The 25,046-nt window shown below is 63.0% G+C and carries 24 protein-coding genes; 1 reads left to right on the top strand and 23 read right to left on the bottom strand.

Annotated features, from left to right (window positions below):
- Positions 1 to 85 precede the first annotated feature (85 nt).
- From infB to Q0X62_RS11755, 17 genes are all read right to left on the bottom strand, one after another.
- Positions 86 to 2,671, bottom strand: coding sequence for a translation initiation factor IF-2 (infB, locus tag Q0X62_RS11835; RefSeq protein WP_297735903.1), 2,586 nt, complete (start codon positions 2,669 to 2,671; stop codon positions 86 to 88).
- 152 nt (positions 2,672 to 2,823) lie between these two features.
- Positions 2,824 to 3,411: an RNA-binding protein gene (locus Q0X62_RS11830; RefSeq protein WP_297736485.1), complete on the bottom strand. Its 588-nt coding sequence runs from the start codon at positions 3,409 to 3,411 to the stop codon at positions 2,824 to 2,826.
- A gap of 13 nt (positions 3,412 to 3,424) precedes the next feature.
- On the bottom strand, positions 3,425 to 5,143 hold the full coding sequence (gene nusA / locus Q0X62_RS11825) for a transcription termination factor NusA (RefSeq protein WP_297735900.1): 1,719 nt from the start codon (positions 5,141 to 5,143) through the stop codon (positions 3,425 to 3,427).
- Between the two features lie 31 nt (positions 5,144 to 5,174).
- A complete protein-coding gene (gene rimP, locus Q0X62_RS11820; protein ID WP_297735897.1) occupies positions 5,175 to 5,711 on the bottom strand; it encodes a ribosome maturation factor RimP in 537 nt (178 codons plus the stop codon).
- 181 nt (positions 5,712 to 5,892) lie between these two features.
- Positions 5,893 to 6,579, bottom strand: a complete 687-nt coding sequence (gene trmB / locus Q0X62_RS11815; protein ID WP_297735893.1) for a tRNA (guanosine(46)-N7)-methyltransferase TrmB — start codon at positions 6,577 to 6,579, stop codon at positions 5,893 to 5,895.
- A 52-nt stretch (positions 6,580 to 6,631) separates the two neighbouring features.
- Positions 6,632 to 7,054: a helix-turn-helix transcriptional regulator gene (locus tag Q0X62_RS11810; RefSeq protein WP_297735890.1), complete on the bottom strand. Its 423-nt coding sequence runs from the start codon at positions 7,052 to 7,054 to the stop codon at positions 6,632 to 6,634.
- 82 nt (positions 7,055 to 7,136) lie between these two features.
- A complete protein-coding gene (lnt, locus tag Q0X62_RS11805; RefSeq protein ID WP_297735887.1) occupies positions 7,137 to 8,753 on the bottom strand; it encodes an apolipoprotein N-acyltransferase in 1,617 nt (538 codons plus the stop codon).
- Positions 8,753 to 9,646 carry a transporter associated domain-containing protein gene (locus Q0X62_RS11800; protein WP_297735884.1) on the bottom strand — a complete coding sequence of 298 codons (894 nt, stop codon included), beginning with the start codon at positions 9,644 to 9,646 and terminating at the stop codon, positions 8,753 to 8,755. Before Q0X62_RS11800 ends, lnt begins: the two co-directional genes overlap by 1 nt.
- A complete protein-coding gene (gene ybeY, locus Q0X62_RS11795) occupies positions 9,643 to 10,125 on the bottom strand; it encodes an rRNA maturation RNase YbeY (protein ID WP_297735881.1) in 483 nt (160 codons plus the stop codon). The genes Q0X62_RS11800 and ybeY overlap by 4 nt, the downstream gene beginning before the upstream one ends.
- The gene (locus Q0X62_RS11790) at positions 10,122 to 11,156 is read right to left on the bottom strand and encodes a PhoH family protein (protein ID WP_297735878.1); all 1,035 of its coding nucleotides are present in this window, start codon (positions 11,154 to 11,156) and stop codon (positions 10,122 to 10,124) included. The genes ybeY and Q0X62_RS11790 overlap by 4 nt, the downstream gene beginning before the upstream one ends.
- Positions 11,153 to 12,523 carry a tRNA (N6-isopentenyl adenosine(37)-C2)-methylthiotransferase MiaB gene (miaB, locus tag Q0X62_RS11785; protein WP_297735874.1) on the bottom strand — a complete coding sequence of 457 codons (1,371 nt, stop codon included), beginning with the start codon at positions 12,521 to 12,523 and terminating at the stop codon, positions 11,153 to 11,155. The genes Q0X62_RS11790 and miaB overlap by 4 nt, the downstream gene beginning before the upstream one ends.
- Positions 12,524 to 12,663: 140 nt before the next feature.
- Complete coding sequence (locus Q0X62_RS11780; RefSeq protein ID WP_297735871.1) at positions 12,664 to 13,938, bottom strand: TCR/Tet family MFS transporter; 1,275 nt, start codon at positions 13,936 to 13,938, stop codon at positions 12,664 to 12,666.
- Positions 13,939 to 13,980: 42 nt separating this feature from the next.
- Positions 13,981 to 14,400 (bottom strand): Fur family transcriptional regulator, encoded by a 420-nt coding sequence (locus Q0X62_RS11775; protein WP_297735868.1) that lies wholly within the window; start codon positions 14,398 to 14,400, stop codon positions 13,981 to 13,983.
- Positions 14,401 to 14,436: 36 nt separating this feature from the next.
- On the bottom strand, positions 14,437 to 14,898 hold the full coding sequence (locus Q0X62_RS11770; RefSeq protein ID WP_297735865.1) for a GNAT family N-acetyltransferase: 462 nt from the start codon (positions 14,896 to 14,898) through the stop codon (positions 14,437 to 14,439).
- On the bottom strand, positions 14,895 to 15,536 hold the full coding sequence (gene tsaB, locus Q0X62_RS11765) for a tRNA (adenosine(37)-N6)-threonylcarbamoyltransferase complex dimerization subunit type 1 TsaB (RefSeq protein WP_297735861.1): 642 nt from the start codon (positions 15,534 to 15,536) through the stop codon (positions 14,895 to 14,897). The genes Q0X62_RS11770 and tsaB overlap by 4 nt, the downstream gene beginning before the upstream one ends.
- Positions 15,537 to 15,575: 39 nt before the next feature.
- Positions 15,576 to 16,139, bottom strand: coding sequence for a NifU family protein (locus Q0X62_RS11760; protein ID WP_297735858.1), 564 nt, complete (start codon positions 16,137 to 16,139; stop codon positions 15,576 to 15,578).
- Between the two features lie 68 nt (positions 16,140 to 16,207).
- Complete coding sequence (locus Q0X62_RS11755; RefSeq protein ID WP_297735855.1) at positions 16,208 to 16,684, bottom strand: universal stress protein; 477 nt, start codon at positions 16,682 to 16,684, stop codon at positions 16,208 to 16,210.
- A 71-nt stretch (positions 16,685 to 16,755) separates the two neighbouring features.
- Here Q0X62_RS11755 and Q0X62_RS11750 point away from each other — a divergent pair, with 71 nt between their 5' ends.
- Positions 16,756 to 17,388 (top strand): hypothetical protein, encoded by a 633-nt coding sequence (locus Q0X62_RS11750; protein ID WP_297735852.1) that lies wholly within the window; start codon positions 16,756 to 16,758, stop codon positions 17,386 to 17,388.
- A 37-nt stretch (positions 17,389 to 17,425) separates the two neighbouring features.
- Here the strand turns inward: Q0X62_RS11750 and Q0X62_RS11745 are convergent, their stop codons facing one another.
- From Q0X62_RS11745 to Q0X62_RS11720, 6 genes are all read right to left on the bottom strand, one after another.
- Complete coding sequence (locus Q0X62_RS11745) at positions 17,426 to 17,971, bottom strand: copper chaperone PCu(A)C (RefSeq protein ID WP_297735849.1); 546 nt, start codon at positions 17,969 to 17,971, stop codon at positions 17,426 to 17,428.
- Between the two features lie 28 nt (positions 17,972 to 17,999).
- A complete protein-coding gene (locus Q0X62_RS11740) occupies positions 18,000 to 19,070 on the bottom strand; it encodes a transporter (protein ID WP_297735846.1) in 1,071 nt (356 codons plus the stop codon).
- Between the two features lie 51 nt (positions 19,071 to 19,121).
- Entirely contained in the window at positions 19,122 to 19,535 is a 414-nt protein-coding gene (locus Q0X62_RS11735; protein ID WP_297735844.1) for a hypothetical protein, read from the bottom strand.
- Between the two features lie 49 nt (positions 19,536 to 19,584).
- Positions 19,585 to 20,622 carry a tryptophan--tRNA ligase gene (gene trpS / locus Q0X62_RS11730; RefSeq protein ID WP_297735842.1) on the bottom strand — a complete coding sequence of 346 codons (1,038 nt, stop codon included), beginning with the start codon at positions 20,620 to 20,622 and terminating at the stop codon, positions 19,585 to 19,587.
- 61 nt (positions 20,623 to 20,683) lie between these two features.
- Complete coding sequence (gene murJ, locus Q0X62_RS11725; RefSeq protein ID WP_297735840.1) at positions 20,684 to 22,228, bottom strand: murein biosynthesis integral membrane protein MurJ; 1,545 nt, start codon at positions 22,226 to 22,228, stop codon at positions 20,684 to 20,686.
- A 2-nt stretch (positions 22,229 to 22,230) separates the two neighbouring features.
- Positions 22,231 to 25,041, bottom strand: coding sequence for a [protein-PII] uridylyltransferase (locus Q0X62_RS11720; protein ID WP_297735838.1), 2,811 nt, complete (start codon positions 25,039 to 25,041; stop codon positions 22,231 to 22,233).
- Positions 25,042 to 25,046 lie beyond the last annotated feature (5 nt).

Below are 25,046 nucleotides of genomic sequence, written 5' to 3'. Positions count from 1 at the left end.
TGCGGCGCACGCCCTCCCGCCTGTCCGCACGAAAAAGGGCGGCCCGTTCGGGCCGCCCTTTCTTGTTCTCGACTGATCCGTCGGATCAGGCTTCCAGCTTGCGCGCCACCTCGATCACCTCGAAGCACTCGATCTGGTCGCCCTTCTGCAGGTCTTCATAGCGCTCAAACGCCATGCCGCACTCGGTACCCGCCTTGACCTCAGGCACTTCATCCTTGAAGCGCTTGAGCGTCTTGAGCTTGCCTTCGTGCAGCACTGTGTCGTCGCGCAGAAGGCGAACGCCACAGCCGCGCTTGACGGTGCCTTCGGTAATGCGGCAACCGGCCACCTTGCCGGTCTTGGTGATATTGAAGACTTCCAGGATCTCGGCGTAGCCGATGAAGTTCTCGCGCTTCTCCGGCGCCAGCATGCCTTCCATCGTATTCCGAACATCGTCGATCACATCATAGATCACCGAGTAATAGCGGATTTCGACATGCTCGCGTTCGGCCAGTGCGCGCGCCTGCTTGTTGGCGCGCACATTGAAGGCGAACACGGGTGCACCCGACGACTTGGCGAGCAGAACATCGCTTTCATTGACGCCGCCCGGAGCCGCATGGACCACGCGGGCACGGACTTCGTCATTGCCGATGCTTTCAAGCGATTGCTTGATAGCCTCGGCCGAACCCTGCACGTCTGCCTTGATCAGCAACGGCATTTCCTGAGTCGCATCCTGCTTCAGGCGCGCCATCATCTGCTCGAGCGAGGCGCCCGTGGACGAGGATGCACCGGAGGCTTCACGCTCCTTGCGCTGACGGTAGTCGGCGATCTCGCGAGCGCGGGATTCGCTGTCGAGAACAGCGAAGACCTCACCCGGATCCGGCGCACCGGCTAGACCAAGGATTTCGACCGGGACCGAGGGCCCCGCTTCGTCGAGTTGCTGGCCGCGTTCATTGACCAGGGCACGCACGCGGCCCCACTGGGCGCCGGCGACAAGGATGTCGCCACGCTTGAGCGTACCACGACGGACCAGCAGGGTTGCGACCGGGCCGCGGCCCTTGTCGACCTGGCTTTCGATCACGATGCCTTCGGCGCTGCGCTCCGGATTGGCCTTCAGGTCGAGCAATTCGGCCTGCAGGTTGATGGCTTCGGTCAACTCGTCCAGCCCGTCGCCGGTCTTGGCGGAGACATTGACCGACTGCACATCACCCGACATCGCTTCGACAACGATTTCGTGCTGCAGCAGGTCGGTCAGGACCTTTTGCGGGTTGGCTTCATGCTTGTCGCACTTGTTGACCGCGACGATGATCGGCGTTCCGGCCGCCTTGGCATGATTGATTGCCTCGATGGTCTGTGGCTTGACCGAGTCATCGGCGGCCACAACCAGGATCACGATATCGGTGGCCATGGCTCCGCGTGAACGCATGGCCGAGAAGGCGGCGTGGCCTGGCGTGTCGAGGAAGGTGATCTTCTCGCCACCCTTCAGCTGCACCTGATAGGCGCCGATGTGCTGCGTGATGCCGCCGGCTTCGCCCGATGCGGTATCGGTCGAGCGCAGTGCGTCCAGCAGAGACGTCTTGCCGTGATCAACATGGCCCATGACGGCGATGACCGGTGCGCGCGGCACTTTTGCCTCGTCCGCATCATCATCGGCGATGAAGCCTTCTTCGACGTCCGCTTCCGAGACGCGTTTGACGATATGACCGAAATCCTCGACCACCAGTTCGGCAGTGTCGGCATCCAGGACATCATTTACGCGGACCATCTGGCCCTGCTTCATGAGATACTTGATCACATCGACCGAGCGCTCGGCCATCCGGTTGGCCAGGTCGGCCACGGTAATGGCTTCCGGCACGATGACTTCACGTTCGATCTTCTCGCGACCGCCGGACGTGTCCTGACGACGCTGTTTTTCACGTTCGCGGGCACGGCGAACCGAGGCCAGTGAGCGCTGCCGCTCCTCATCGCCTTCCAAAATATTCTGGATGGTCAGCTTGCCGCGACGGCGATTGTCGGTCTTGGCCCGCGCCGGCTGCTGCTTGGCAGCTGGTCCGGGACCAGCGCCTCCGCCCTTGCGCTTCACACGGCCACCAAGCGCTTCCAGCGCGCTGGCGGGATCCGCCATTGGCGACGCCTCCGGTGCGCGCTTGTCATCCTTGGCCGCCGGGCGGCGACGCGGTTCGTCATCGCGCTTGCGTCCACTTTCCTTGGCGGCCTTGGCCTCTTCGGCTTCCGCTTTCAGACGCGCTTCTTCCTCGGCAGCGCGGCGGGCCGCCTCTTCGGCTTCCTCGACTTCGCGGGCGGCGCGTTCACGCTGCTCCTCCAGCTGACGACGCTCATCGGCAGCACGCTGCTGCATCTCGGCGTCAGCCTGCTTTTTCTGAGCTTCCCGGTCGGCAGCTTCAGCGCGAGCCCGGGCGATGGCCCGCTGGCGCGCGACGAGTTCCTCTTCGGACAGACCGAGCTGGCGCGCCTTGGCCGCAAGGGCAGATTCACCACCCTTGGCATTGCCAGACTGCTTGCCACCCGCACCGCCATCCTTGGCGGGCGTAGCCACGCGCTTGCGCTTCTTCTCCACCACGACTGCCTTGGAGCGTCCCCGTGCAAAGCTTTGCTGCACGGTGCCACCGCCGGAGCGTTTCAGAGAGAGCGGCCGGCGGCCGGAGGAGTTGTTGTCGTCTGCGTCGCTCATACGAGCCTTCCAAATCGGCTTTCGTTCCGCGGGGTCTTCCGGTAGCCGAATGCCGGAAACCCGCACTGTTCAAACCACTGCCCGGCCTGATGGCTCGCTAAACTAGCCAGCTCAAGGCCGATATCAACCGCTATCGCGGCAATCTCCGCACGTCAGCCTTGCGGGACGAGCGGCCGGAAGCCCGAAAGCTTCCCCATCACAGTCGTGAAAGCCCGCGCTTGCGAACCCACCGACATGCTGGCGTGGACCACCGGGCTGCGACCTGTCGCAATGCCGATGGCTTCCGCCGTGAAACATCCAGCGACCGGGACATCGCCCCAGGCCGCAAAGGCCAGTCGGTCCAGTTTGGACCGGCCATCCTCGGCCCCGTCTGACGCTTCGATGCGCCAAGCGGGCTTGCCGGCCTTGAGCGCCAGACGCACCGCGTCATAGCCCAGGGCCAGGTCTCCGGAGCGGCGCGCCAGACCGAGAAGGCTCAGCGCGCGCTCGACCAGCTGGGCCTCGATCAGGCCTGGCAGGTCTTCCGGCATTGTCACCGGACACCCGAAGGCCCGGTTGAAGGCGGATTTCTTGACCGCCTTCTCTATCAGGTCCCGCTGCGCACTGACCCAGGCCCCACGCCCGGGCAGCTTCGCTGCGAGGTCAGGAACCAGCTGTTGGCCCGGGCCGAGGGCCATCCGGATCAGCGCCGCTTCGTCGCGAACCTCTCCGCTGGCCACACAGCGCCGTTCCCTGGACAGGCTGGCCCGAGGGTTAGTCAGCCTTCGCCTCCTCGCCCTCTTCCGGCAGCTCGGCGTCGAGGTCGAGACCCAGGGCCTCCGCTTCGGCTTCCAGCGCCGCCAGATCCATGTTCTCGACGTCGAAGGCTGCGGCGGCTTCATCCACCTCCTCTTCGACGACGTCACGCTGCGGCAGGTCTTCTTCCGAAATCCAGCCGGCATTAACCCGCGCGCGCATGATCATCATCTCGGCATCTTCAGAGGACAGGTTGAAGTCCTCGAGAATGCCCGGCTCACGCACACGCTCGCCATTCTTGGTCTCGAACCAGCCACGCAGGTCATCGGTGACCAGGCCGGCCAGGTCCTCGACCGTCTTGACGTCACTTTCGCCAAACTTGACGGTCATGGCGAGTTCCACGCCCTCGACCTCAAGCACGGCATCCTCGACACCCAGCTCCTTGCGCTTGGCGTCCTGCTCGGCAGCCAAGCGGTCCAGATAGTCACGAGCGCGGGCCTGGATTTCTTCTGCCGTGTCCTCGTCAAAGCCTTCAATAGCGGCAATTTCGCCGAGATCGACATAGGCAAGGTCTTCCACGTCAGTGAAGCCTTCCGTGGCCAGGAGTTGGGCAATGACTTCGTCGACATCAAGGGCCGCGATGAAGAGCTGGGTCCGCTCGGCGAATTCCTTCTGACGACGCTCGGACTCTTCTTCCTCGGTCAGGATGTCGATCGACCAGCCGGTCAGCTGGGAGGCAAGGCGCACATTCTGGCCGCGGCGACCGATGGCGAGCGAAAGCTGCTCATCCGGCACCACGACTTCGATGCGCTGGTCTTCCTCGTCGAGCACGACCTTGGCGACTTCCGCCGGCTGCAGGGCATTGACGATGAAGGTCGCCGGGTCGTCGGACCACGGGATGATATCGATCTTCTCACCGGCCAGCTCGGAGACCACGGCCTGGACGCGCGAACCGCGCATACCGACACAGGCGCCGACCGGATCGATCGACCCGTCATTGGAGATCACGGCGATCTTGGCGCGAGAACCCGCGTCGCGAGCGACAGACGGGATTTCGATGATGCCTTCATAGACTTCGGGCACTTCCTGCGCGAACAGGGCGGCCATGAAGTCCGGATGGGCCCGCGACAGGAATATCTGCGGACCGCGGACTTCCTCACGAACATCATAGATGTAGGCGCGGACGCGTTCATTGTTCTGCAGATTTTCGCGCGGAATGCCGTCGGCGCGACGAATGATGCCTTCGGCGCGACCGAGATCAATGATCACATTGCCGTACTCAACCCGCTTGACGATGCCGGAAATGATTTCGCCGACACGATCCTTGTACTCTTCGAACTGACGCTGGCGCTCGGCTTCACGCACTTTCTGCGTGATCACCTGCTTGGCGGTCTGCGAGGCAACGCGACCGAATTCGATCGGCGGCAGCTCGTCGGAGAAGACGGTGCCGATCTCCGCGGCCTTGTCGATTTTCTTGGCGTCGGCGAGGGTCAGCTCCTGGCTCTCATTCTCGACCTCTTCCACAACGGTCATGTTGCGGGTCAGCGACAGCTCGCCCGTTTTCGGGTCGATCTTGGCGCGAATGTCATTCTCGGCTCCATAGCGGGAGCGCGCAGCCTTCTGGATGGCTTCCTCGATGGCCTCGATCACGATCGATTCATCGATGGATTTCTCTGCCGCGACCGCACGTGCGATCTGCAGCAATTCCAGACGGTTTGCACTGACACCAATGCTCATCGGGTGATCCCCGTTGCGTTGAAAAGCGACATTATTCGTCTCCTTCAGTCGTCGCGGAGCTGGCGCCCCGCGCTTTCAAATCCGCCTCGATCAAGGCGTCTGTCAAAACCAGCTTGGCTTCAAGGATCCAGTCAAACGGGATCATCGTGGTCTCGTCCTCGCCCTCCATGTCGAGACCGACATTGTCGTCCTCGACACCGGCCAAAATGCCGCGAAAGCGCTTGCGGCCCTCGGCCAGGCGATCAAGTTCGATCTTCGCCTCATTGCCTTCCCAGCGCGCAAAGTGCGCGAGCGTGGTCAGCGGACGATCAATGCCGGGCGAGGAGACTTCCAGATCATACTCGCCGGCGATCGGGTCCTCGACCTCGAACACGTCGGACAGGGCACGCGAGAAACGGGCGCAATCCTCAACCTCGATGGCGGAACCATTGGCACGGTCCGCCATGATCTGCAGTCGCGGCCGCTTGCCGGACATGATCCGCACCCGCACAACCTCAAGCGCGAGCTCGGCAGCAACCGGCTCAGCGAGAGCGAGAATGCGATCATCCTGTGGCGACTTGGTCTTCAAGGCTGGGGCCCCGTCAGCAGAAACAAAAAAGAGCGGCCGCCGAAGGCGACCGCTCGAATGTATCATCCGATACAATCGAACATTTGATAGCCCGTACATACGCTTCATCGAGGCGTTTGGCAAGGCATCTCAACGGCGGGTCGCGCCATACGGCTTGACCGCTGGGCGGGCCCCCGCCGCTTCACGCCCTGAGAAAGTCCATGAAGACCGGGGCGCAGTCGCCGAGATTCTTGGTTTCGTATCGCGTGGTGATGTGATCGGCAGGCGGGATGCGCCAATCATCCGCCGAGTTCGCCTGCCAAACAAAGCGCGCATCGCCCATGAGCTCGGCCATGCAGTGATCGGCATAGGATTTGACATCGGTCGCGATCCGCAGACACCCGCCCGGCTTTAGCAGACGCGCGAACTGATCCCGGGTCTCCGGCTGGACAAAACGGCGCTTGGCATGGCGCTTCTTGTGCCAGGGGTCCGGGAAAAGCAGATAGATGCGGTCGAAACAGGCCGTCTCGAAGCGCGGCAGGATTTCCCGCGCATCCTCGCGCACCAACCGGACATTGGTCAGGCCCGCCGCGTCGACACCGGTCAGAGCCTTGGCGACACCATTGAGAAAGGGCTCGATCCCGATAAAGCCGATCTCGGGATGCGCCGTCGCCTGGGCGACCAGATGTTCGCCGCCGCCAAAGCCGATCTCGAGCGCCTGTTCGGCGCAATCGGGCATCAGCGCCTGTGGGTCGATCACCCCTGTCTCCGGCAGGTTGATGCGCGGCAGAAGCTCATCGACCAGGCCTTGCTGACGGGCCGACAGAGGCTTGCCCTGGGAGCGGCCAAACAGGCGGAAGGCGGGTTTTTCAGGCGTTTCGTGCGTCATGGGGCGCGGGTTTAGCGTTTTCCGGCGCGGCTTGCACCGGGAAAGTCAGCGCTCAGGACGCATCGGCCAGATCTTCAGATGCCAGCGTCCGGACCAGCTCAAGCACGCGCCGCCGAACCTTGCCGTCCTTGATGCGCGAGAAGGATTCCGCGAGCGATACGCCATCACTGCTTTGAATGAAGTCATAGACGATGGGTGTCTGGTCACCCTCTGCCATGCCGGAAGCCGCCGTCGCACCGCCCAGGCCTTCAAAAAAGAACTGGATCGGCACATCGAGCACGCGTGACAGGCGATAGAGCCGACTGGCACCGACGCGATTGGCTCCGCGCTCATACTTCTGAACCTGCTGAAAGGTCACACCGAGCTCATCGCCCAGCTTTTCCTGGCTCATCTTGAGTAGCTGTCGCCGCAGCCGGACACGGGATCCGACATGAATATCAATCGGATTGGGGCCGCGTGGGGTCACCTTGGGCATCGGGACACCTCTTTCAGGTTGCACCACATTGAGATTTCTTCCTGCCAATCTAGCACAACCATCGGCAGACAACCCAATCAACTCATCTCACGGATGCAGGCTTGGCGGCGCGCGAAAACTGAAAGCGCTGCCACGCCATGCTCGCCAGAACGAGGATGCAGAAGGCCAGAAATGGCCAATCACCCCATAGCGAGTAGGGTGTCCGACCAAGACTGCCCGGAAGCGAAACGTCACGTACGCCTTCCGCGCTCGGGTCAATGGTCACCCGCGCCCGTCCCAGCGAATCGACCACGCCGGAAACCCCCAGTGCGGCTGACCGGACCATGGGAAGGCCCGTCTCGATGCTGCGATAGCTCGCCTGGTTGAAATGCTGACGCGGACCGGCCGTGGGTCCGAACCAGGCATCATTGGAAAGATTGAACATCCAGCCGGCCCGCGTCTGGGCCGAGCCGACAAAATTCGGGAATATGGCCTCGTAACAGACGAGCGGCAGCAAGTTCGGCGCGCCCGGAATCTCCAGCACATCAGCCCCTGGCCCCGGTGTGAACTCATAGCGCGCAAGGTCTCTCAGGGCCGGAATTCCCGTCATCGCCAAAACACCCGACAAGGGCGTAAACTCCCCGAAAGGCGTTAAGCGCGCCTTGTCATAGAGCGCCGCGATACGTGGCGTTCCGGAGGGAAAACGCAGCGCAGCCAGTGTGTTATAATACCGCAGACTATCGCCGTCAGCGGCGCGGCGATTGACGCCCGCCAAGAGCACCTGGCCCTCATCCAGGCTCTCGCCGATCCGGGCCAGGGTCGCGCCATCTTCCAGCATGAAGCTCGGCAGAGCCCCCTCGGGCCAAACGACATGGGTCACCGTTTCGATGCCATCCCGACCGGTCAGGGCGAGATAGCGATCTCGGGTCAGCTCCGCACCGCCGGGCGCCCATTTCTGGGTCTGCGGGATTCCAGCCTGAACCAGGCGAATGGTGACGCCCGGGACATTCTCCGGTGCACTGGCCGCAAGCCTTATGGCCCCCGTCGCCAGCACGATGGTGGAAATGCCCAGGGCCGCAAATGCGGGCAGGCATCGCCCAAGCTCGAGCCGCGGCGTGACGGCCACGAGAGGCGCAGTCAGGACGAAGAGCGTGAGCAGGCTGAGCCCATAGACGCCAAACCAGGAAGCGGTCTGGCTGACCAAGCCGCCGGCAGGCCAGATATAGGCTGGCAAATTCCACGGCAGGCCGCCGAAAACATGCCCGCGCAGCCATTCGGTGAAGGCAAAGGCCGCCGCGAACACCAGGACCCGCCACACCGAGCGTGGCGCCAGCGCACAAAATAGAACCGCCCCAAGGCCCCAGAACACAGCCATAAGGGCCGCCAGGGCGGGCAGGGCGAAGGGCGCGGCAAATTGAAGTCCTTCGCCGCGCGTCAGGAAGGCATAAACAACCCAGGCCATGCCCGCGAGGAAATAGCCAAAGCCGAAAATGAAGCCACGAACAAAAGCGCTGCGAAGCGGCTTGTCAGCCCTGCGCGCACCATCGAGTGCCGCAAACAGGGCCCAAAGGCCCAGCATCAAGGCGGGTACGATATGCAGGGGCGCCAGTGAGAGCGCACTGAACAGCCCGGCCAGGAATACCACCAGGCGTGGGCGCCAGCCGAAATGGGTGGCCAGCCAGACACGCGGTTGCCAGACCAGGAGGTGCAGGCGCTGCATCAACCTGCGTCCGTGCTGTCCGAACCCGTCGCAGTCGGCTTCTCGGGTCGCTTGTGTGGCGCCCTGACCCGCATGCGCTTGATGCGCCGCGTATCGGCGTCAATCACTTCGAACTCATAACCGGTGGGATGACGGATCACCTCGCCACGCTCCGGCACCCGCCCGATGAGCGTAAAGACCAGGCCGCCGAGGCTGTCGACATCCTCGTCCTCATCCTCGGCCGCAATCTCTTCCCCGACGACAGCCTCGAACGCGTCGATCTCGGCCCGGGCCTCAACGTCCCAGACACCCGGTCCCCGGGCACGGATCGCAGGCGTCTCCTCGTCATCATGCTCGTCCTCGATATCCCCGACGATTGGCTCGATCAGGTCCTCCAGGGTCACGAGACCGTCGGTACCGCCATATTCATCGACCACCAGGGCCAGATGCATCCGGCGGCCCTGCATGCGTCGCAGCAGATCGAGTGCCTTCATCGAGGGTGGCGCGAACAGGAGGGGCCGTCCGATCGAGGGCAGGACCTGCTGCTGGGACCAGCCTGCCGGGCGCTTGCCCGATGATCCCGGCGCAAGATGACTGACCACATCCTTGATGTGCACGACACCGACCGGATCATCCAATGTGTCGCGATAGATGGGCAGACGGGAATGGGCGGCAAGCGCGAAAATCTTGGCCAGCTCACCCAGCGGCGTGGCAACGTCGACCCCGATAATATCGGCCCGCGGCACCATCACGTCGGCGACGCGCAATTTGTCGAGTGCATCGGCCTCGATCGAGTTGGGGGCAAGACCGGACTGTGCCGCCTGCAAAGCCTCGCCAACTCGCGGTCCGGTGGAGAAAAGCCGCGAGAGCCAGGGTCGACTGTCCGAGTCTGAAGGCGCTGAAGTATCGGTCATTTCGCTGCCGGGGTCGGGCCCGGATCCTCGTTTTCATAGGGGTCGGTCACACCCAGATGGGCCAAGGCCCGACGCTCGATCGCTTCCATCACGCTCGCCTCGTCATCCGCTTGATGATCATAACCCTGAAGGTGGAGGAAGCCATGGATGACGAGATGGCGCAGATGATCACCCAGCGCGATGCCGCGCGCCTGGGCCTCACGCGCGATGACACCATGGGCGAGTGCGATATCGCCCAGATGGTTGTCGGTATGCTCACCGGCCGGGAAGGACAGGACATTGGTCGGGCCCGTCTTGCCGCGGAATTGGGCATTCATGACGGCAATCGCGTCATCGCCAGCCAGAAGGATGGCGACCACGCCGGGCTCTCGCTCGGGCAGTTCCCGACAGGCTGCGGTGATCGCCTCCTCAACGAGGCGCGTCTTGCCTTCCAGCGATGACCAGGCGTCATCTTCGACAATCAGATCTACGGCGTTCATCGCGGTTGCGCGCTACCAGTCTTGTGGCGCGCATCTTCCTCATAGGCTTCGACAATCCGGGCCACGAGATCGTGGCGAACCACATCAACGCGCGAAAAGCGCGTGATGGCAACACCTTTGGTGCTGGAAAGGATGTCCAGCGCGTGGGGCAGGCCAGACGGGTCCCGCGGGCCAAGGTCACACTGGCTCGGATCGCCGGTCACTGCCATGCGCGATCCCTCGCCCAGGCGGGTCAACACCATCTGCATCTGCGCCCGCGACGTATTCTGCGCCTCATCGACGATGACAAAGGCCCGGTTGAGCGTGCGGCCACGCATGAAGGCGATGGGCGCGACTTCGATCCGGCCATCCTCGCGCATTTTCTCAAGCTGGTTGCGACCGAGCGTATCCGCGAGCGCATCCCAGACAGGCAGGAGATAGGGATCAACCTTCTCGTTTAGATCGCCGGGCAGGAAGCCGAGCTTCTCGCCGGCCTCGACCGCCGGTCGCGTGATGATCAGCTTCTCGACCTTGCGCTGAACCAGCATGGAGGCGCCATAGGCGACCGCGAGCAGCGTCTTGCCGGTCCCGGCCGGGCCGACACCGAAGATCAGGTCATAGGCCTTTTCATTCTTCAGCGATCGCACATAGGCGCGCTGTCCCTCGGTGCGGGCAATCAGGCTGGAGCCGCGGGGCACCCGGATGACGCCGTCATCCACACTGCCCACCGACTCGTCATCATCCTGCATGCGCAGGGCAGCGCGAACGGCCGCTTCGTCGCAAGTCAGCCCGTGCTCGAGGCTGGCATAGAGACGCTTGAGGACGCGCTTGGCCTCGTCCCGGGCAGCGTTGTCCTCGGCCGTGATCACGACCTGGCCACGACCCGGCGCGCTCATCGAGACGCCGAGATCCTGCTCGATGATCATGAAGAAGCGATCACCGGCGCCGGCCATGCCGCGCAGACGTTCCGCGTCCTCGAAATACAGGCTTTCTGACGCCGCCTTGCGCGGCTTGGCGGCGCGCTTGCGGGCGGGCGGGCGCGATGCGGTCACGCGGCACTCCGTTTCGGTCCGATCAGGCGACCAGAGAGCGCATTGCGGGATGCGCCTTCGATCTCGACCTCGGCGATCTGGCCGATCAGCTCGGCCGGGGCGTTGGCGTGCACCGATTGCAGATAGGGGCTGCGTCCATGCAGCTGGCCGTCCAACCGTCCCGGCTTTTCGAACAGGACGGGGAGCGTCTTGCCGATCATCGAGGTGTTGAAGGCAATCTGCTGCGCGTCGAGAAGCGCCTGCAGCGCCGCAAGGCGCTCGGTCTTCACCGCCTCATCGACCTGGTTGAACATGGCCGCGCCTGGCGTACCGGGGCGTTTGGAATATTTGAACGAGAAGCAGGACGCGTAATTGACCTCGCGCACCAACTCCATCGTCGCTTCAAAGTCGGCATCGGTCTCGCCCGGAAAGCCGACAATCATGTCACCGGAGATGGCGATATCCGGACGCACTTCCCGAAGCCGGGCAATCGTCGCGAGGTAATCGGCGGCGATATGCTGACGGTTCATAGCCTTGAGAATCTTGTCCGAACCGGACTGCACCGGCAGATGGAAGTAAGGCATCAGCTTGGGCGTGTCGGCGAAGGCCTGGATCAGGTCCTCATCCATGTCGCGCGGGTGCGAGGTCGTAAAGCGAATGCGCTCTATACCGCCGATCAGCGCGATATGGCGGACCAGCTGGCCCAGCCCCCAGGGGCCGTCTGCCTCGCGGCCGCTCGGCGCGGCGCCGTGGAAGGCGTTGACGTTCTGGCCCAGCAGGGTGACTTCGCGAATGCCCTTGGCCGCCAGGGCGCGAATCTCGCCGACGATCTGGTCGACAGGGCGCGACCATTCAGCGCCACGCGTATAGGGCACGACACAGAAGGTGCAGAATTTGTCGCAACCTTCCTGGACCGTGACAAAGGCCGAATAGCCCTCGACCTGGCGATCACTGCCGAGCCGGTCAAACTTGTCCTCGACCTCGAATTCCGTGTCCAGCGCCTCACCCTTGGCCCGATGGGCCTGGGCGATCAGCTCGGGCAGTTTGTGGTAGGTCTGCGGACCAACGACCAGATCGACGACCGGTGCGCGCTTCATGATTTCCGCGCCCTCGGCTTGGGCGACACAGCCGGCCACCGCGATCGTCATGCCGCCGGACGCGGCCTTTTCGTCCTTTAGCGGACGCAGGCGACCCAGCTCGGAATAGACTTTCTCGGCCGCCTTCTCGCGGATATGGCAGGTATTGAGAATAACGAGATCCGCACCCTCGGGCGTGTCCGACGACTCATAGCCAAGCGGCGTCAGAACGTCCTTCATCCGGTCGGAATCATAGACATTCATCTGACAGCCATAGGTCTTGATGAAGAGGCGTTTGCGCGTCGTACTCATGAAATTCTTCGATCTGTTCGGCAGATCGCTACCTCATTGCTAACAGACCCGCCGCTTTCGGCAGGTCCGGGGAGGCGCGGGTTATGATGGATATGGGGGCTGAACGCAAGGCCTGCCAGTCGATCCGGCGAACAGCGTGACTATTCTGCCGGGTCGGTCGCCTGGGCTGGCGGCACAGCCGGTTTTACCGCAGGGCCAGGATCATGGCGGCGCGCCGACAGGCCGATCATCAAGGCAATGAGCGTCAGCGCCGAGGCGAGCAGGAAGGGGGCGCCCGGAAAAGTCACGGCAGCCCCCTCTTCGGAGTAGTGCGAGAAGATGCGCGACATCACAAGCGGGCCGATGATCATCGACAGGCTTTGCAAGGAGGTCATGGCACCCTGCAGCTCACCCTGGGCATTGGGCGGGACAATGCGTGACATCACCCCCTGGAGCGCGGGCTGGCCTATCCCGCCAAGCGCAGCGAACACGATGATCGCGTAGACCATCCAGCCCGTGGTCGCGAAACCGTATAACGCATAGGCCGTCACCGCGAGGATGAGCGAGATCGTGATCGCTCGCCATTCACCGAGCTTGGGAACCAGGATGCGGGTCAATCCGCCCTGGACGATAGCGGATGACAGGCCGACCGCCATGAGCGACAGGCCGATTTCGCGCGGCCCCCAACCGAATTTGAAATCGGTGTAGTAGGACCAGATCGCCGGATAGACCGAATGCCCCAGAAGCATGAGAAAGATGGCGCACATCAACACCAGTACCGCCGGGTGTTTGCGCATCTGCACCAGCGAACCGAGCGGATTGGCGCGCCGGATATCAAATTTGCGCCGGTTTTCCGGTTTCAGCGTCTCCGGCAGGACGATGAGGCCGTAGACAAAGTTCGCCCCGGCAAGGATCGCCGCAGCGAAGAAGGGCGCACGCGGCCCGAAATTATCACCCAGAAAGCCACCGATTGCCGGCCCCAGCGTGAAGCCGACACCAAAGGCCGCGCCGATCAGGCCGAAACGTGCAGCGCGCTGCTCCGGCGGCGTGATATCCGCGATGAACGCATTCGCGGTCGAATAACTCGCCCCGAAGATGCCGGCCAGGATTCGCCCCACCAGCAGAAGCCAGAAAACCGGGGCAAACCCCATGATCACATAATCGATCGTGAAACCCGCCAGCGCGGCAAGCAGCACAGGCTTGCGGCCGAAACGATCGGACAATCCGCCGACAATTGGCGCGAAGACGAATTGCATGGCGGCGTAGGACACCATCAGCCAGGCGCCCAGGATCGCCGCATCATCCGCCTGCAATCCGGTCAGCTCTTCAATGAGTTCCGGCATGACCGGTATGATCAGGCCAAAGCCGATCATGTCGATCAGGACCGTAATGAAGATGAAGACGACCGCGTGTTGGCTGGTCGGGCGGACGGTCATGGCAATCCCTTGGTGTCAGACCGGCCGGGCCGGACCGCGCGCCTAGTCCTCGGCGCTCTTGAGCGGTACGCCGTAGAGTTCGAGCCGGTGATCGACAAGCTTGTAGCCCAGCTTGCGCGCGATCGCCTCTTGCAGTCGCTCGATCTCTTCATTGACGAACTCGATGACTTCACCGGACTTTAAATCGATGAGATGGTCATGGTGCTCGTCGCCGACTTCCTCATAGCGCGACCTTCCGTCGCGGAAATCATGGCGCTCGATGATGCCGGCCTCTTCGAACAGTCGCACCGTGCGGTACACCGTCGCCAGCGAGATCCGCGGATCCTCCTCGGACGCGCGACGATGCAATTCCTCGGCATCAGGGTGGTCATCAGACTGCGACAAGACACGGGCGATGACCCGACGCTGGTCGGTCATCCGCAGCCCTTTGGCAACGCAAAGCTTCTCGATCCGGTCCGGCATGCTGAATCCCCTTTGTGTTGGACGAGAAATAGGCGCTCAAGGGGCGGTCTGTCCATCTTTCCGCAGCCATTTTTCAAGCACCAGCGCATCACTCCCGTCCCGATAATAGGCCGGGCGGCGAGCGATCTCGCCATATCCGGTTCGTGCATAGAGTGCGAGCGCTCCGGGGTTGGCCGTTGATACTTCCAGGAAAACCCGCTCAACACCCTGATCGAAAAGCGCCTTCTCCCCGCATGTCAGCAGCACGTCAGCATGGCCTGATCGGCGATAATCGGGGTGAGTGGCGAGCGTCAGAAGCTCGGCCTCGTCCAGAGCCTGACGGAAAAGCGCGAGCGCCACAAAACGTCCTGCATCACGGCAGACCCAGCCAGTACAGCCCGGCAGATTGAGAAGCGAGGCAAACTCCGCTTCTGACCAGGCTTGCGCAAAGCATTGCCTGTGCAGGCCGGCCAGTTTGGCGGCACTGGATGCCCAGACCGCTTCCGGCGCGATTTTCATGCTGGGTCGACCCCGCCCGGGAGCTTCGCGTCCGGCGGACGAGCATAGAAGGGTATAGGGGGAGAATCCGCCGGGGCCAACTCACCGGTCATGGTCAGAAGGGTCACAGGATCCAGAGTTTCGATCCCGAGGTCGTCGAACCCGGATCCGGCGTGGCGGGCACCGGAACCGGTGATGACACAATCGCGTCCACCGAGTTCGCCGATACGCACCTCCAAACCGTCCACTGGACAGCGTTCAGGACTTTCGGCCTTGCCATCTCGCCAGACCTGAAGAATGACCTCGCCACGCTTGGCGTCATGCATGACGGCGAGCGCCGGACGCGGTCCGGCCTGACGGGCCAGGATTGCAAGATTGGAGAGGCCGATACAGTCGGCCTGGCAGGCCAGCGCGAGGCCGCGCGCAAAGGCGACCCCGACGCGGGTGCCGGCAAAGCTCCCCGGCCCGGTGGTCACGCCGATCCGGGTAAGCGTCGCTGGATTGATCCCGGCCTGCTTTAAAAGGCTTTCCACCATGGGCGCGAGACGCTCGGCATGGCCGCGTCCGATCGGGTCGCTCTGCACATGCTCCGCCCCGCCCGGCAACCGCAATGCCACGGTGCAATTCGCCCCTGTCGTATCAATCGCCAACCAGCTCATGGCGCCCGTTATAAGGATATTCGCGGCACGCGCGACGCCCTATTCCACGGCCTCGACGGCCTGGATTTCCGGAATGTAGTGCTTGAGCAGATTCTCGATGCCGGACTTGAGCGTCATCGTCGAAGACGGGCAGCCTGCGCAGGCCCCGCGCATTTTGAGGCGCACGATACCACTGTCGGAGAGGTAGGAGTGGAAGAGAATATCGCCGCCATCCTGCGCGACCGCCGGACGGACGCGCGTGTCAATCAGTTCGATGATTTCCTTCACCAGACTCACATTCTCGCCGGAGTAATTGGCGTGCCCGCTTTCATTGATCGCCGCACCCAGCAGCGGACGACCGGACTGAAGCCCGTCCATGATCGCGCCGAGCAGGAAGGGCTTGATATGGTCCCACTCATAGGCGTCGGTCTTGGTGACAGCGATGAAATCCTCGCCGAAGAAAACACCCGACACGCCGTCGATCAGGAAGAGATCAGCTGCCAGCGGCGCCCCGGCCGCGTCTTCCTCATTCTCGAATTCACGCGGTCCATCGGGCGCAATTTCGCGGCCGGGCAGGAATTTCAGCGTATTCGGATTGGGTGTGGCTTCGGTCTGGATAAACATGGCAGGGCCTCCTGCCGATCACTTGGCGCTCTTTCCGGACGCATTCAACCACACTACACGTGTGGATATCAGACGAGCGCGTCGATTTCCGATTGCTCCATATCACCGGGAACGACTGTGACGGGAACAGCTCGGCCTGTGAAAAGCCCCTTGGCACGGGATAGCGCGGTCACCAGAGGGCCAGGACCTTCGCCGTTTGGAGAGGCCGCAAGCACCAGCAGCGAAATCAACGGATCCTCTTCCAACAGTTCAGACAGAACCGTTCGTCGGTCTCCTTCCCGAAGGAGGAGTTCGGGCCGCTCGCCAGTGACCGCCTCGGCGTCCTCTGCCATGGATTCCAGAAGCGCTTCCGCGGCGCCTTCCGCTTCACGCTTGGCCGTCTCCGCGACACCGATCCAGTGACTGAAATCACCTGGCTCATGAGTCGCCAAGATGGCAACATGAGCGCCGGTCGCCTGGGCTCGACGCGCAGCGAAATAGAGCGCTGTCCGGCACTCGGAGCTGTCGTCTGCGACGACAAGAAATTTGCGCGAGCTTTGCGGCATGGTGTGAGTTTGACGCCTGCAGAAGGACACGTCCAGACATTCATGCTAACCGGGCCCGGAAAGGAAGACCGATGCCCCCCACAACCCTGACCGATCGCCGCAATGCCGGAACGCCACAACGCACTTATTTTCTCGATGACAATCGCCTGCAATGGCAGGACGAAGGCTGCGAGACCACCGGAAGCCTGCCGCTGGACAGGGTCCGACAGGTTCGGCTCGCGGTCGAAATGGCCGGTCGTGAAAGTCAGGTCGTCTGCCGCGTGAGCGCAGAAGACGGGACCGAGCTCGCCTTCGGCTCGATGCGTTGGGCCGGCGTCGGACAATGGGAAGCGAACGCCCGCGATTTCCGGGACTTCCTGGGCGAGCTGCACCGGGACCTGGCTGAACAGGCCGGCCCGGTCCGATATATTGAAGGCTCGTCGATGGCTTTTCTCGCCATCATGGCGGGGCTTGGCGGCTTGCTCGCCCTCGTGGGCGCCGGCTTTTTCGCCAAGCTTTTCCTGATCGACGAAAACGCGATCGGGCTTGTTATGATCCCGGCGATCGCACTGGGACTCTGGTTGATGCGGCTTTTCTGGCCACGGCCTCCTAAGGCCTATGATCCGGGCCGGTACATCGACACCAAAATGGACGAATCTTCTGATCAGGCAGACGAGTCCGGCGCGGCTGTGGCAGAAAACGAGGGTTCGGTAACTTCTCGTTAACCCTTTCACATTCGCGCCGGACCGTCGGCCAAATCGCCTAGTTTTCGTCGTCTGCCATGGGTGCCATGGGCTGAACGGCGAAACGGACTGGCACCGCGCCCGCGCGTTCAAACACAAGCGTGCCTGCGACCTGGTCACCCTCCGCAACGGGCGCCAGGCCATGCACCATTAGGTGCAGGCCGGCCGGAGCGAAGACGAGTGGACCGGTGTCGTCCAGGTCCTGAGGCCCCACCGGACGCATCCGCATCATGCCCTGGTCGTCCATTGTATGACCGTGCATCTCGACGCGACTCGCGCCGTCGATCTGCGCAGCCACCAGACGGTCGGCATGACCCTCGGTCAGCACGGCCTGGAAATAGGCCGCCGTGACATCGCGGCCCTGCGGATGCGGACGCATCCAGGCCGTACGAATATCCACGACCGGCATGACCCCGTCATCCGGCAACGGGCTTTGCATAGCGTCATCCATCGCATGCATGGCACCGTCTGCATGGTGACCGGCGTCCGGTTCAACCGGATCGGAGCCGACACCGCAAGCCGTCACAGCAAGCCCGATGGCGGGCAAGAGAAAATGCATTTTCATGTTGTTCATCCTCGTGAAGGAGGGGGCGCTATTGCGCGCCACCCCAAGCGTATTGCCATCCCAGTATGAGCGTCCAGTCGGTCTCCATCTGCGGACCGTTGAGGTCCTGATAAACAGGACGCGACAATTCAGCCGCCAGGCGCTGGCCGCGCAGGCTGCCCGCTTGCCCGACCCAGTTCACGCCCAGGGAAGCCGACAGGGTCTCGCCGCCATAGAATGCCGGATTCCCGGTTTGGATGGGCGGAGCAATGCGACTGTCTGCGCCCTCGATCCGGCCCGTGGAACTCCCCTCCAATCGCCCGAAAAAGGCCCAGTCGGGACGCGGTGACCAGCCGACCCAGCCGGTCGCGGACACTTCATCGCCGAGCCGGTATCCCGCATCATTGTCGTCGACCCGCAGGGTCGCAACGGCCTGACCGCCCCAGCTCCAGTGACCGGAAGCGTGGGTCAGTGTCGCACCCAGGGTGGGATCGATCGTGCCCGAGCCCAGCTGCATGACATAGGGCATGGTCATGACCGGCGTTGTGCCCATGGGCGTGAAGACCTGGGCCGTCTCGTCAATCGACCCGGTGGGAAGTGACAGGCCGGCTCGAATATTGAGCCGCGTCGCGCCTGTATCGAGCACATCGACCAAGGCCGAGAGTTTCACATCACCGAAACCCGTACTGCGTGTCGTGAAACGCCCAAGCTCGGTATCGCCCATCATGCCGGCGAAGGTGATGTGATCCATCTCGTTCTGGAGATAATTGACCATCGCCATCAGGGTGATCCGGTCATTGGGCGCATACATCGCGCCGAACATGTGCATGTCCATCGTCATGCGATCCGGCACGACGCGCAGCATGGGCGGCATGTCGTGCACATTGGGAATGGAGGTCACGATCTCTTGCGGCGTTAGAGAGGTGCGGCCGACCCGGTTTCCCACCATCGCCATACGCATGAAGCGATAGGAGAACATCCATTCGCCCGCCTCATGGGTGTGGTCACCCATCACGCCGATCGGCGCATGGGCATCAGCGCGAACGGCATCCGGTTCATGCGCCCAGGCAGGCGCGCTCAACACGAGCGCCAGAGCGCCCGACATCATCAGCTTCTTCATGAAATTTCTCGCTATTTGTGGCCGCGCGGTCAGCTGCGGCCAAGATCACAATCAGGACGTCATGTGATCCAGGCGAGGTGGAGCTCGCGCATCGGGGCGCAAGCGAGGCTGTTGCAGAGCGGCCAGCAGTCCGGTCCGCCGACCCTGTGTGACCGCAGGCGTTTCTGAAGGCGCCAAGTCCGAGAGCGTCGCGGCCGGCAGGGCGATAACAGGGCAGGCGAGGCAGTCATCACAGACCGGTGCCGGCGTGGCGGCGTCATCGGACGAGACCTGTCCGGACAACTCAGCCAGGAAGGCGAGATTGGCCGCATCTTCGCTGCTCAGCTCACCGCGCACTTGCGGCGCACAGAGCAGCCAGCCCTCATCGCCACTGACACGCGCCATCGCCTCCGCCGCGAAGGGGAAAAGCGCGCTCCAGACGAGCACCAGGCCCAGAAGACCGGTTCGCAGTTGATGCCAGTTCATGATGTGGCCCTAGCCGATCCGCTCACGCTTGAGGAGTGCGGCAAATGAGCTAGCCCCAGAAACCGACGGTCTTCTTGGTCTCGTCCACGACGGGCTGTGCGACTGCACGCGCGCGCTCGGCGCCCTTGGTCAACATGCGATCAATCTCGGCCTTGTCGGAGATCAGGCGGCGATATTCGTCCGAGATCGGGGCCAGATACTGCACGGCCACATCGGCCAGCGCCGGCTTGAAGGCCCCGAATCCCTGACCGCCAAACTCTGCCAGCACATCCGCCTTGGTCTGCCCCGAGAGCGCCGCATAAATGCCGACAAGGTTGGACGCTTCGGCACGACCCTCCAATTCTTCGACCGTCGCGGGCAGCGGCTCCGGATCGGTTTTGGCCTTCTTGATCTTGCGGGCGATCATGTCGGCATCATCTTCCAGATTGATGCGCGAATTGTCCGAAACGTCCGACTTCGACATTTTCGACGTCCCGTCCCGCAGGCTCATAATGCGCGCGCCCGGCCCCTGTATCAGCGGCTCGGTCAGCGGGAAAACCGCCTCACCCTTGCCGAAATCGCGATTGAAGCGGGCAGCGATGTCACGGCACAATTCGAGATGCTGCTTCTGGTCCTCACCGACCGGCACTTGCGTCGCCTTGTAGACAAGGATGTCGGCGGCCTGGAGTACCGGATAGGTGAAAAGACCGACCGAAGCCCGCTCCTTGTCCTTGCCGGCTTTGTCCTTGAACTGGGTCATTCGCTCGAGCCAGCCCAGACGAGCCACACAATTGAGAATCCAGGCCATTTCGGCATGGGCCGGCACCGCAGACTGGGCAAAGATCGCGCTTTTCTCCGGATCGACACCGGCCGCTATATAGGCCGCGGCAGCGGAGCGTACAGCATCCGGCAGGGTGGCAGGATCATGCGGCATGGTGATCGCGTGCATGTCGACGACGCAGTAGAAGCACTCGCGCGATGCGTCCTTCTGCAGCTCCACCCAATTCTTCAGGGCGCCCAGATAATTGCCGAGATGCAGGCGACCGGTCGGCTGCATGCCGGACAGGACGCGTTGCGGACCTTTGTAATTGGTGGGCGTGTCACTCATGGGAGGGCCTTGCGGGAAAGACGAACAGGGACAAGCGTCTTACCGAGCGCGGGGCCGGGCCTCAAGAGCGCTTGAGCGCGGTACGCACCTCGGACGGGCGCAACGCCCCCGTAACAAGCGCCGCCAATCCATAAACGCCGAGCCCGGCTGCACAAACAACGATCAGCGTGCCAAGCATGGAATCAAACAGATAAGGCCTTATCAGGTCAGCATAATGCTGAGCGACGAGCAGGAAGGCCGCCATGATTGCGCAGGCTGCAAGGATCCGCGGCAGTTTGCCCAGGAGGCGCTTGTCGGGTTCGAGAAGTCCGCGCTTTCGCAAGGTAACCGCGAGCAGGACGGTGTTGGTCCACCCGGCGGTGGCCGTCGCGATCGCCAGGCCGGGAAAGCCGAGCGGTCCGAAAAAGAGTGCCAAACCCAAGGCCAGATTGATCGCCACACCAACCGTCGCGAATTTCATCGGTGTCATCGTGTCTTCGCGGGCGAAAAAACCGGGCGACAGAACCTTGATGAGAACAAAGGCCGGAAGGCCGATGGCAAATGGAACCAATGCCTGGCTCACCATGACAGCGTCCTGAGGTGTGAATTCATTGCGTTGGTATAGGCCGGTCGCAATGAAGACGGGTATGACGGCCAATGCCGTTGCCGCCGGCAGTGTCAGCGCCATGGATATTTCCAGAGCCCGATTCATGGCGTTTGACGCAGCCTCGATGGCGCCGGCGCGAACCCGCCCGCTGAGCGCAGGCAAAAGAACCACGCCCATCGCGATCCCGACGACCCCAAGCGGAAGCTGATAGAGGCGGTCTGCATAATAGAGCCAGGAGCGCGCGCCTTCATCGATCGTGGCAATCGAGGACGTAACGAGAATATTGATCTGGGTTACCCCGGCTGCCATTGCGCCCGGGACGCCCAGAACAAGAAGTCGGCGCACGCCAGGGCTGAGGCGCGGCAGACGAAGGCTGAGGCGCAGGCCGGTTGCGCGGCAGGCTGCAAACAGCCAGATCAGCTGGGCAACGCCGGACACGCTGATCCCGATCGACAAATGCAACGCCAGGCCTTCGCCGTTGGCCGGAGAAAAAAGCAATACGCCGATCAGGGTTAGGTTCAGCAGGACAGGCGCCGCAGCGGCCACGGCAAACCGGCCGTGCGAGTTCAGCACCCCGCTGAGCATGGCGCTGAGCGACATCATCAACAGGTAGGGCATGGTGATCTGCGTCAGCAGGACGGCGAGGCGAAATTGGTCCGGCTGGCCAACGAAGCCGGGGCCTAGCAGATACATCAGCCATGGCATCAGCAATTGAGCGATGACGACCAGGACCAGCATCGAGGTCAAAAGCACTGACATAACCTGGCGCGCGAATAGGGCGGCCTCGTCCGGCTCCCCGGTTTCAAGCTTGCCCGCATAGAGCGGAACGAAGGCCGAGTTGAACGCGCCTTCTGCGAAAATCCGCCTGAAAAGATTGGGGAATTGAAACGCTGTCAGGAAGATGTCAGTTACTGCTCCGGCGCCAAGCGCCGCTGCCAGCAGCATCTCCCGCAGGAGGCCAAGAACACGACTTGCCATCGTCAGAACGCCAACAACGGCGGTAGAGCGGAGCAGGCGCATGGCTACCTCAGAACGCTGGCGCGGGCGCGGGCAATGCCCCGTTGCGCGGCCGTCTTGTCAAATGCGGTTTCGCTTTCGGAGAAAACGGCCAGCAAGCCGCTGCGAATACGTTCGGCAATCGCCTCGTCCTCCAGCTTCGCTCCCTGATGGGTTACGTAGAACACGTCCGTTGCCCGCTCGCCATAGCCATCAATCTGGGCCGATGTGAGGACGAGATGTTCATCGGCGAGGATATCAGCGAGGTCCGCCAAAAGGCCGGGCCGGTCACGCCCGGAGGCCTCGATAACGGTCGCCTGCTCGGCGAGCTCGTTGGAAATGGTCACGCTCGGCGTGACGCGGAAAGCTGCATCGCGCCGCTTGAGCGGCGCCGCATCCCGGCGTCTAACGATAGTTTCACCGGTCGCAACCTCACGCAGATACTCAACCAGCGCCTGGCGCTGCAAGGCGTCTAGCCGGCCATAAGGCTGACCGGCGGCATCCTGGATATAGAAGATATCGAAAACCTGCTCGGAGACCGTGGTGTTGATCGTCGCGCCGACAACATCCGCCCCGACTTCAGCAAAGGCGGCGACGATGTCGGCAAACACACGTTCGCGATCCGGCGACCAGATCATCACCTCGGTTGCCGCCCGCCGCCGATCCACGCGCACGGCTGCCGAGGTCTGGCACCCGGAATCGCGGGCATGGCGGACAAAAGCCGCGTGGCGAAAACGGTCTTCCTCGGAGAAGGCCGTCCAATAGGCGTCATTGAGCTCCGAGGTCCACCAGGCCGCGAATTCCGGATTCACCCGCTCGAGGCGCGGCCGGATCCGGTTGCGCGCCAGTTCAGCCTTGTCGGCCAGGGTTTCGCGCGCCAGCTGGAGATTATCGCCATCACTGGACAGGACCTGCTCGGTCGCGGCGTAGAGCTCGCGGATCAACTGTCCCTTCCAGCCATTCCACACGCCGGGACCGACTGCGCGAATATCGACGACGGTCAAGACCGTCAGCAGGCGAAGACGCTCAACCGTGCCGACCGCCGCAGCAAAATCAGCGACCGTTTGCGGATCCGACAGGTCGCGCCGCTGGGCGGTATCGCTCATCAGGAGGTGCGAGGCGATCAGCCAGGATACCAGCTCGGTCTCACTCTCGCCGAGTCCCATCCGCTCGCACGCCGTCATGGCCCGGGCCGCACCCTCGATGCATTGGTCGCCAGCACCCTTTCCCGTGTCGTGCAGAAGCACGGCGAGATGCAGGGCGCGTCGGTTCTGGATCAGCGGTGCAAGGCGAGTCACCAGCGGGTGATCAAGCGGGTGGAGACCATCCTCGATTTCACGCAAAAGCCCCAGCGCCTGCAGTGTGTGCTCATCCACCGTATAGCGGTGGTACATGTTGAACTGGGTGCGCGCGACGATATCGCCGAACTCCGGCAAATAACGCCCCAGCACGCCCGCCTCGGTCATCATGCGCAAAACCGCCATGGGCGCCGCACTGTCCAGCAGGACCGCAAAAAAGGCCCGCGCCGCGCGTGGGGCCCGTCGGAAGTCATCATCGATCAGGTGCAGGGTCCGCCCGATCCGGGCCACCGCTTCCGGATGCAGGTCCAGCCGCCGCGACGCCGCCACATGAAAGAAACGCATCAGCCGGATCGGGTCTTCGCGGATCTGCGTGGCATGAGCAAAATCGAGCCGCCCCTCGCGGACGATGAACTCGCCCACATCGGCATCTTCAGCTGCGTCCATGCCCGGCGGCAGGAAGCGGGCAAGACCTTTCGGCTTGGACTTCCAGGCATCGGCCTCCAGCTTGGCGCAGACGAGACGCGTCAGGGCCCCGACATCCATCGCGGTGCGGAAATAGCGCCGCATGAAACGCTCGACCCCATTCTCGGTCTCGCCGTCCTCAAATCCCATGCGCGCCGCGATCTCCGGCTGGACATCAAAGGTCAGGCGCTCATCCTTGCCGCCGGCAATCTCGTGGAGATGAAAACGAACCGTCCACAGGAAGTCGTCGGCGAGGATGTATTTGGACACATCCTCGACCGAGAGCAGGCGACTGCCGACCCAGCGCTCGAAGGCGTCCGCGCCATAAAGGAATTGCGCCAGCCAGCGCATGAGCTGGAGATCTCTCAGCCCGCCCTTGCCGGACTTCAGATTGGGTTCGACCGTGTACCGCGAACGACCTGCCTTTTCGATCCGGGCGTCACGCTCTTTCAGCTTGGCTTCGACAAAACCTGGCAGATCGCCGGCGACGACTTCATCGCGGAAGCGCTGGGCCAGGGTGGCCGTGGCCGACTCGTCTCCGGCCAGATGCCTCAGGGAAAGCAGCGCGGTGCGCTCCGACGCATCCTCGCTGGTCAGGGCAATGGTCTCGTCCATGGTGCGGCAGGCCCCGCCACCGACATCGATTTTGAGGTCCCAGAGCGCGTAAAGAAATTGCTGCAGGAAAGCGTCCGTTTCGTTGGTCGCGTCATCAGGCTTGATCAACATCAGGTCGATATCAGAGGACGGGGCCAGCTCGCCGGCCCCAAATCCACCTTGCGCACACAGCGCTACCCCGACCGAACCTGTCTCATCCGCGGCCGCCATGGAGTCGAACAGGGCGTGCAGGCAGGCGCTCATCCCGTCGGACAGCAGGTGAGCCGCAACCGCGCCGCCACCCGCGCCGGAAAGGCTGGCAAAGGCCTGCTGACGAAAGCGGTCTATCGAGGCACGCACATGCGACAGGGCCGCCGCCCGAGCCGCCGGCGAATCCCAGCCCTGTTGGGCCAGGGCGGAAGCCAGTTGGGCCCGCAATTGCAGACCATCCAGCGAAGCGGGGAGAACGGGCATCGTCATGTTGG

The organism is uncultured Maricaulis sp. (assembly GCF_947259345.1).
Lineage (GTDB): Bacteria > Pseudomonadota > Alphaproteobacteria > Caulobacterales > Maricaulaceae > Maricaulis.
This window is presented reverse-complemented; position numbering and strand designations above follow the sequence as displayed.

Excerpts from the sequence above, each read along its gene's own strand:
- infB (WP_297735903.1), bottom strand. The coding sequence starts at position 2,671 with ATGAGCGACGCAGACGACAACAACTCCTCCGGCCGCCGGCCGCTCTCT.
- nusA (WP_297735900.1), bottom strand. The coding sequence starts at position 5,143 with ATGAGCATTGGTGTCAGTGCAAACCGTCTGGAATTGCTGCAGATCGCA.
- trmB (WP_297735893.1), bottom strand. The coding sequence starts at position 6,579 with ATGACGCACGAAACGCCTGAAAAACCCGCCTTCCGCCTGTTTGGCCGC.
- Q0X62_RS11810 (WP_297735890.1), bottom strand. The coding sequence starts at position 7,054 with ATGCCCAAGGTGACCCCACGCGGCCCCAATCCGATTGATATTCATGTC.
- lnt (WP_297735887.1), bottom strand. The coding sequence starts at position 8,753 with ATGCAGCGCCTGCACCTCCTGGTCTGGCAACCGCGTGTCTGGCTGGCC.
- Q0X62_RS11800 (WP_297735884.1), bottom strand. The coding sequence starts at position 9,646 with ATGACCGATACTTCAGCGCCTTCAGACTCGGACAGTCGACCCTGGCTC.
- ybeY (WP_297735881.1), bottom strand. The coding sequence starts at position 10,125 with ATGAACGCCGTAGATCTGATTGTCGAAGATGACGCCTGGTCATCGCTG.
- miaB (WP_297735874.1), bottom strand. The coding sequence starts at position 12,523 with ATGAGTACGACGCGCAAACGCCTCTTCATCAAGACCTATGGCTGTCAG.
- Q0X62_RS11780 (WP_297735871.1), bottom strand. The coding sequence starts at position 13,938 with ATGACCGTCCGCCCGACCAGCCAACACGCGGTCGTCTTCATCTTCATT.
- Q0X62_RS11775 (WP_297735868.1), bottom strand. The coding sequence starts at position 14,400 with ATGCCGGACCGGATCGAGAAGCTTTGCGTTGCCAAAGGGCTGCGGATG.
- Q0X62_RS11770 (WP_297735865.1), bottom strand. The coding sequence starts at position 14,898 with ATGAAAATCGCGCCGGAAGCGGTCTGGGCATCCAGTGCCGCCAAACTG.
- tsaB (WP_297735861.1), bottom strand. The coding sequence starts at position 15,536 with ATGAGCTGGTTGGCGATTGATACGACAGGGGCGAATTGCACCGTGGCA.
- Q0X62_RS11760 (WP_297735858.1), bottom strand. The coding sequence starts at position 16,139 with ATGTTTATCCAGACCGAAGCCACACCCAATCCGAATACGCTGAAATTC.
- Q0X62_RS11755 (WP_297735855.1), bottom strand. The coding sequence starts at position 16,684 with ATGCCGCAAAGCTCGCGCAAATTTCTTGTCGTCGCAGACGACAGCTCC.
- Q0X62_RS11750 (WP_297735852.1), top strand. The coding sequence starts at position 16,756 with ATGCCCCCCACAACCCTGACCGATCGCCGCAATGCCGGAACGCCACAA.
- Q0X62_RS11745 (WP_297735849.1), bottom strand. The coding sequence starts at position 17,971 with ATGAAAATGCATTTTCTCTTGCCCGCCATCGGGCTTGCTGTGACGGCT.
- Q0X62_RS11740 (WP_297735846.1), bottom strand. The coding sequence starts at position 19,070 with ATGAAGAAGCTGATGATGTCGGGCGCTCTGGCGCTCGTGTTGAGCGCG.
- Q0X62_RS11735 (WP_297735844.1), bottom strand. The coding sequence starts at position 19,535 with ATGAACTGGCATCAACTGCGAACCGGTCTTCTGGGCCTGGTGCTCGTC.
- trpS (WP_297735842.1), bottom strand. The coding sequence starts at position 20,622 with ATGAGTGACACGCCCACCAATTACAAAGGTCCGCAACGCGTCCTGTCC.
- murJ (WP_297735840.1), bottom strand. The coding sequence starts at position 22,228 with ATGCGCCTGCTCCGCTCTACCGCCGTTGTTGGCGTTCTGACGATGGCA.
- Q0X62_RS11720 (WP_297735838.1), bottom strand. The coding sequence starts at position 25,041 with ATGACGATGCCCGTTCTCCCCGCTTCGCTGGATGGTCTGCAATTGCGG.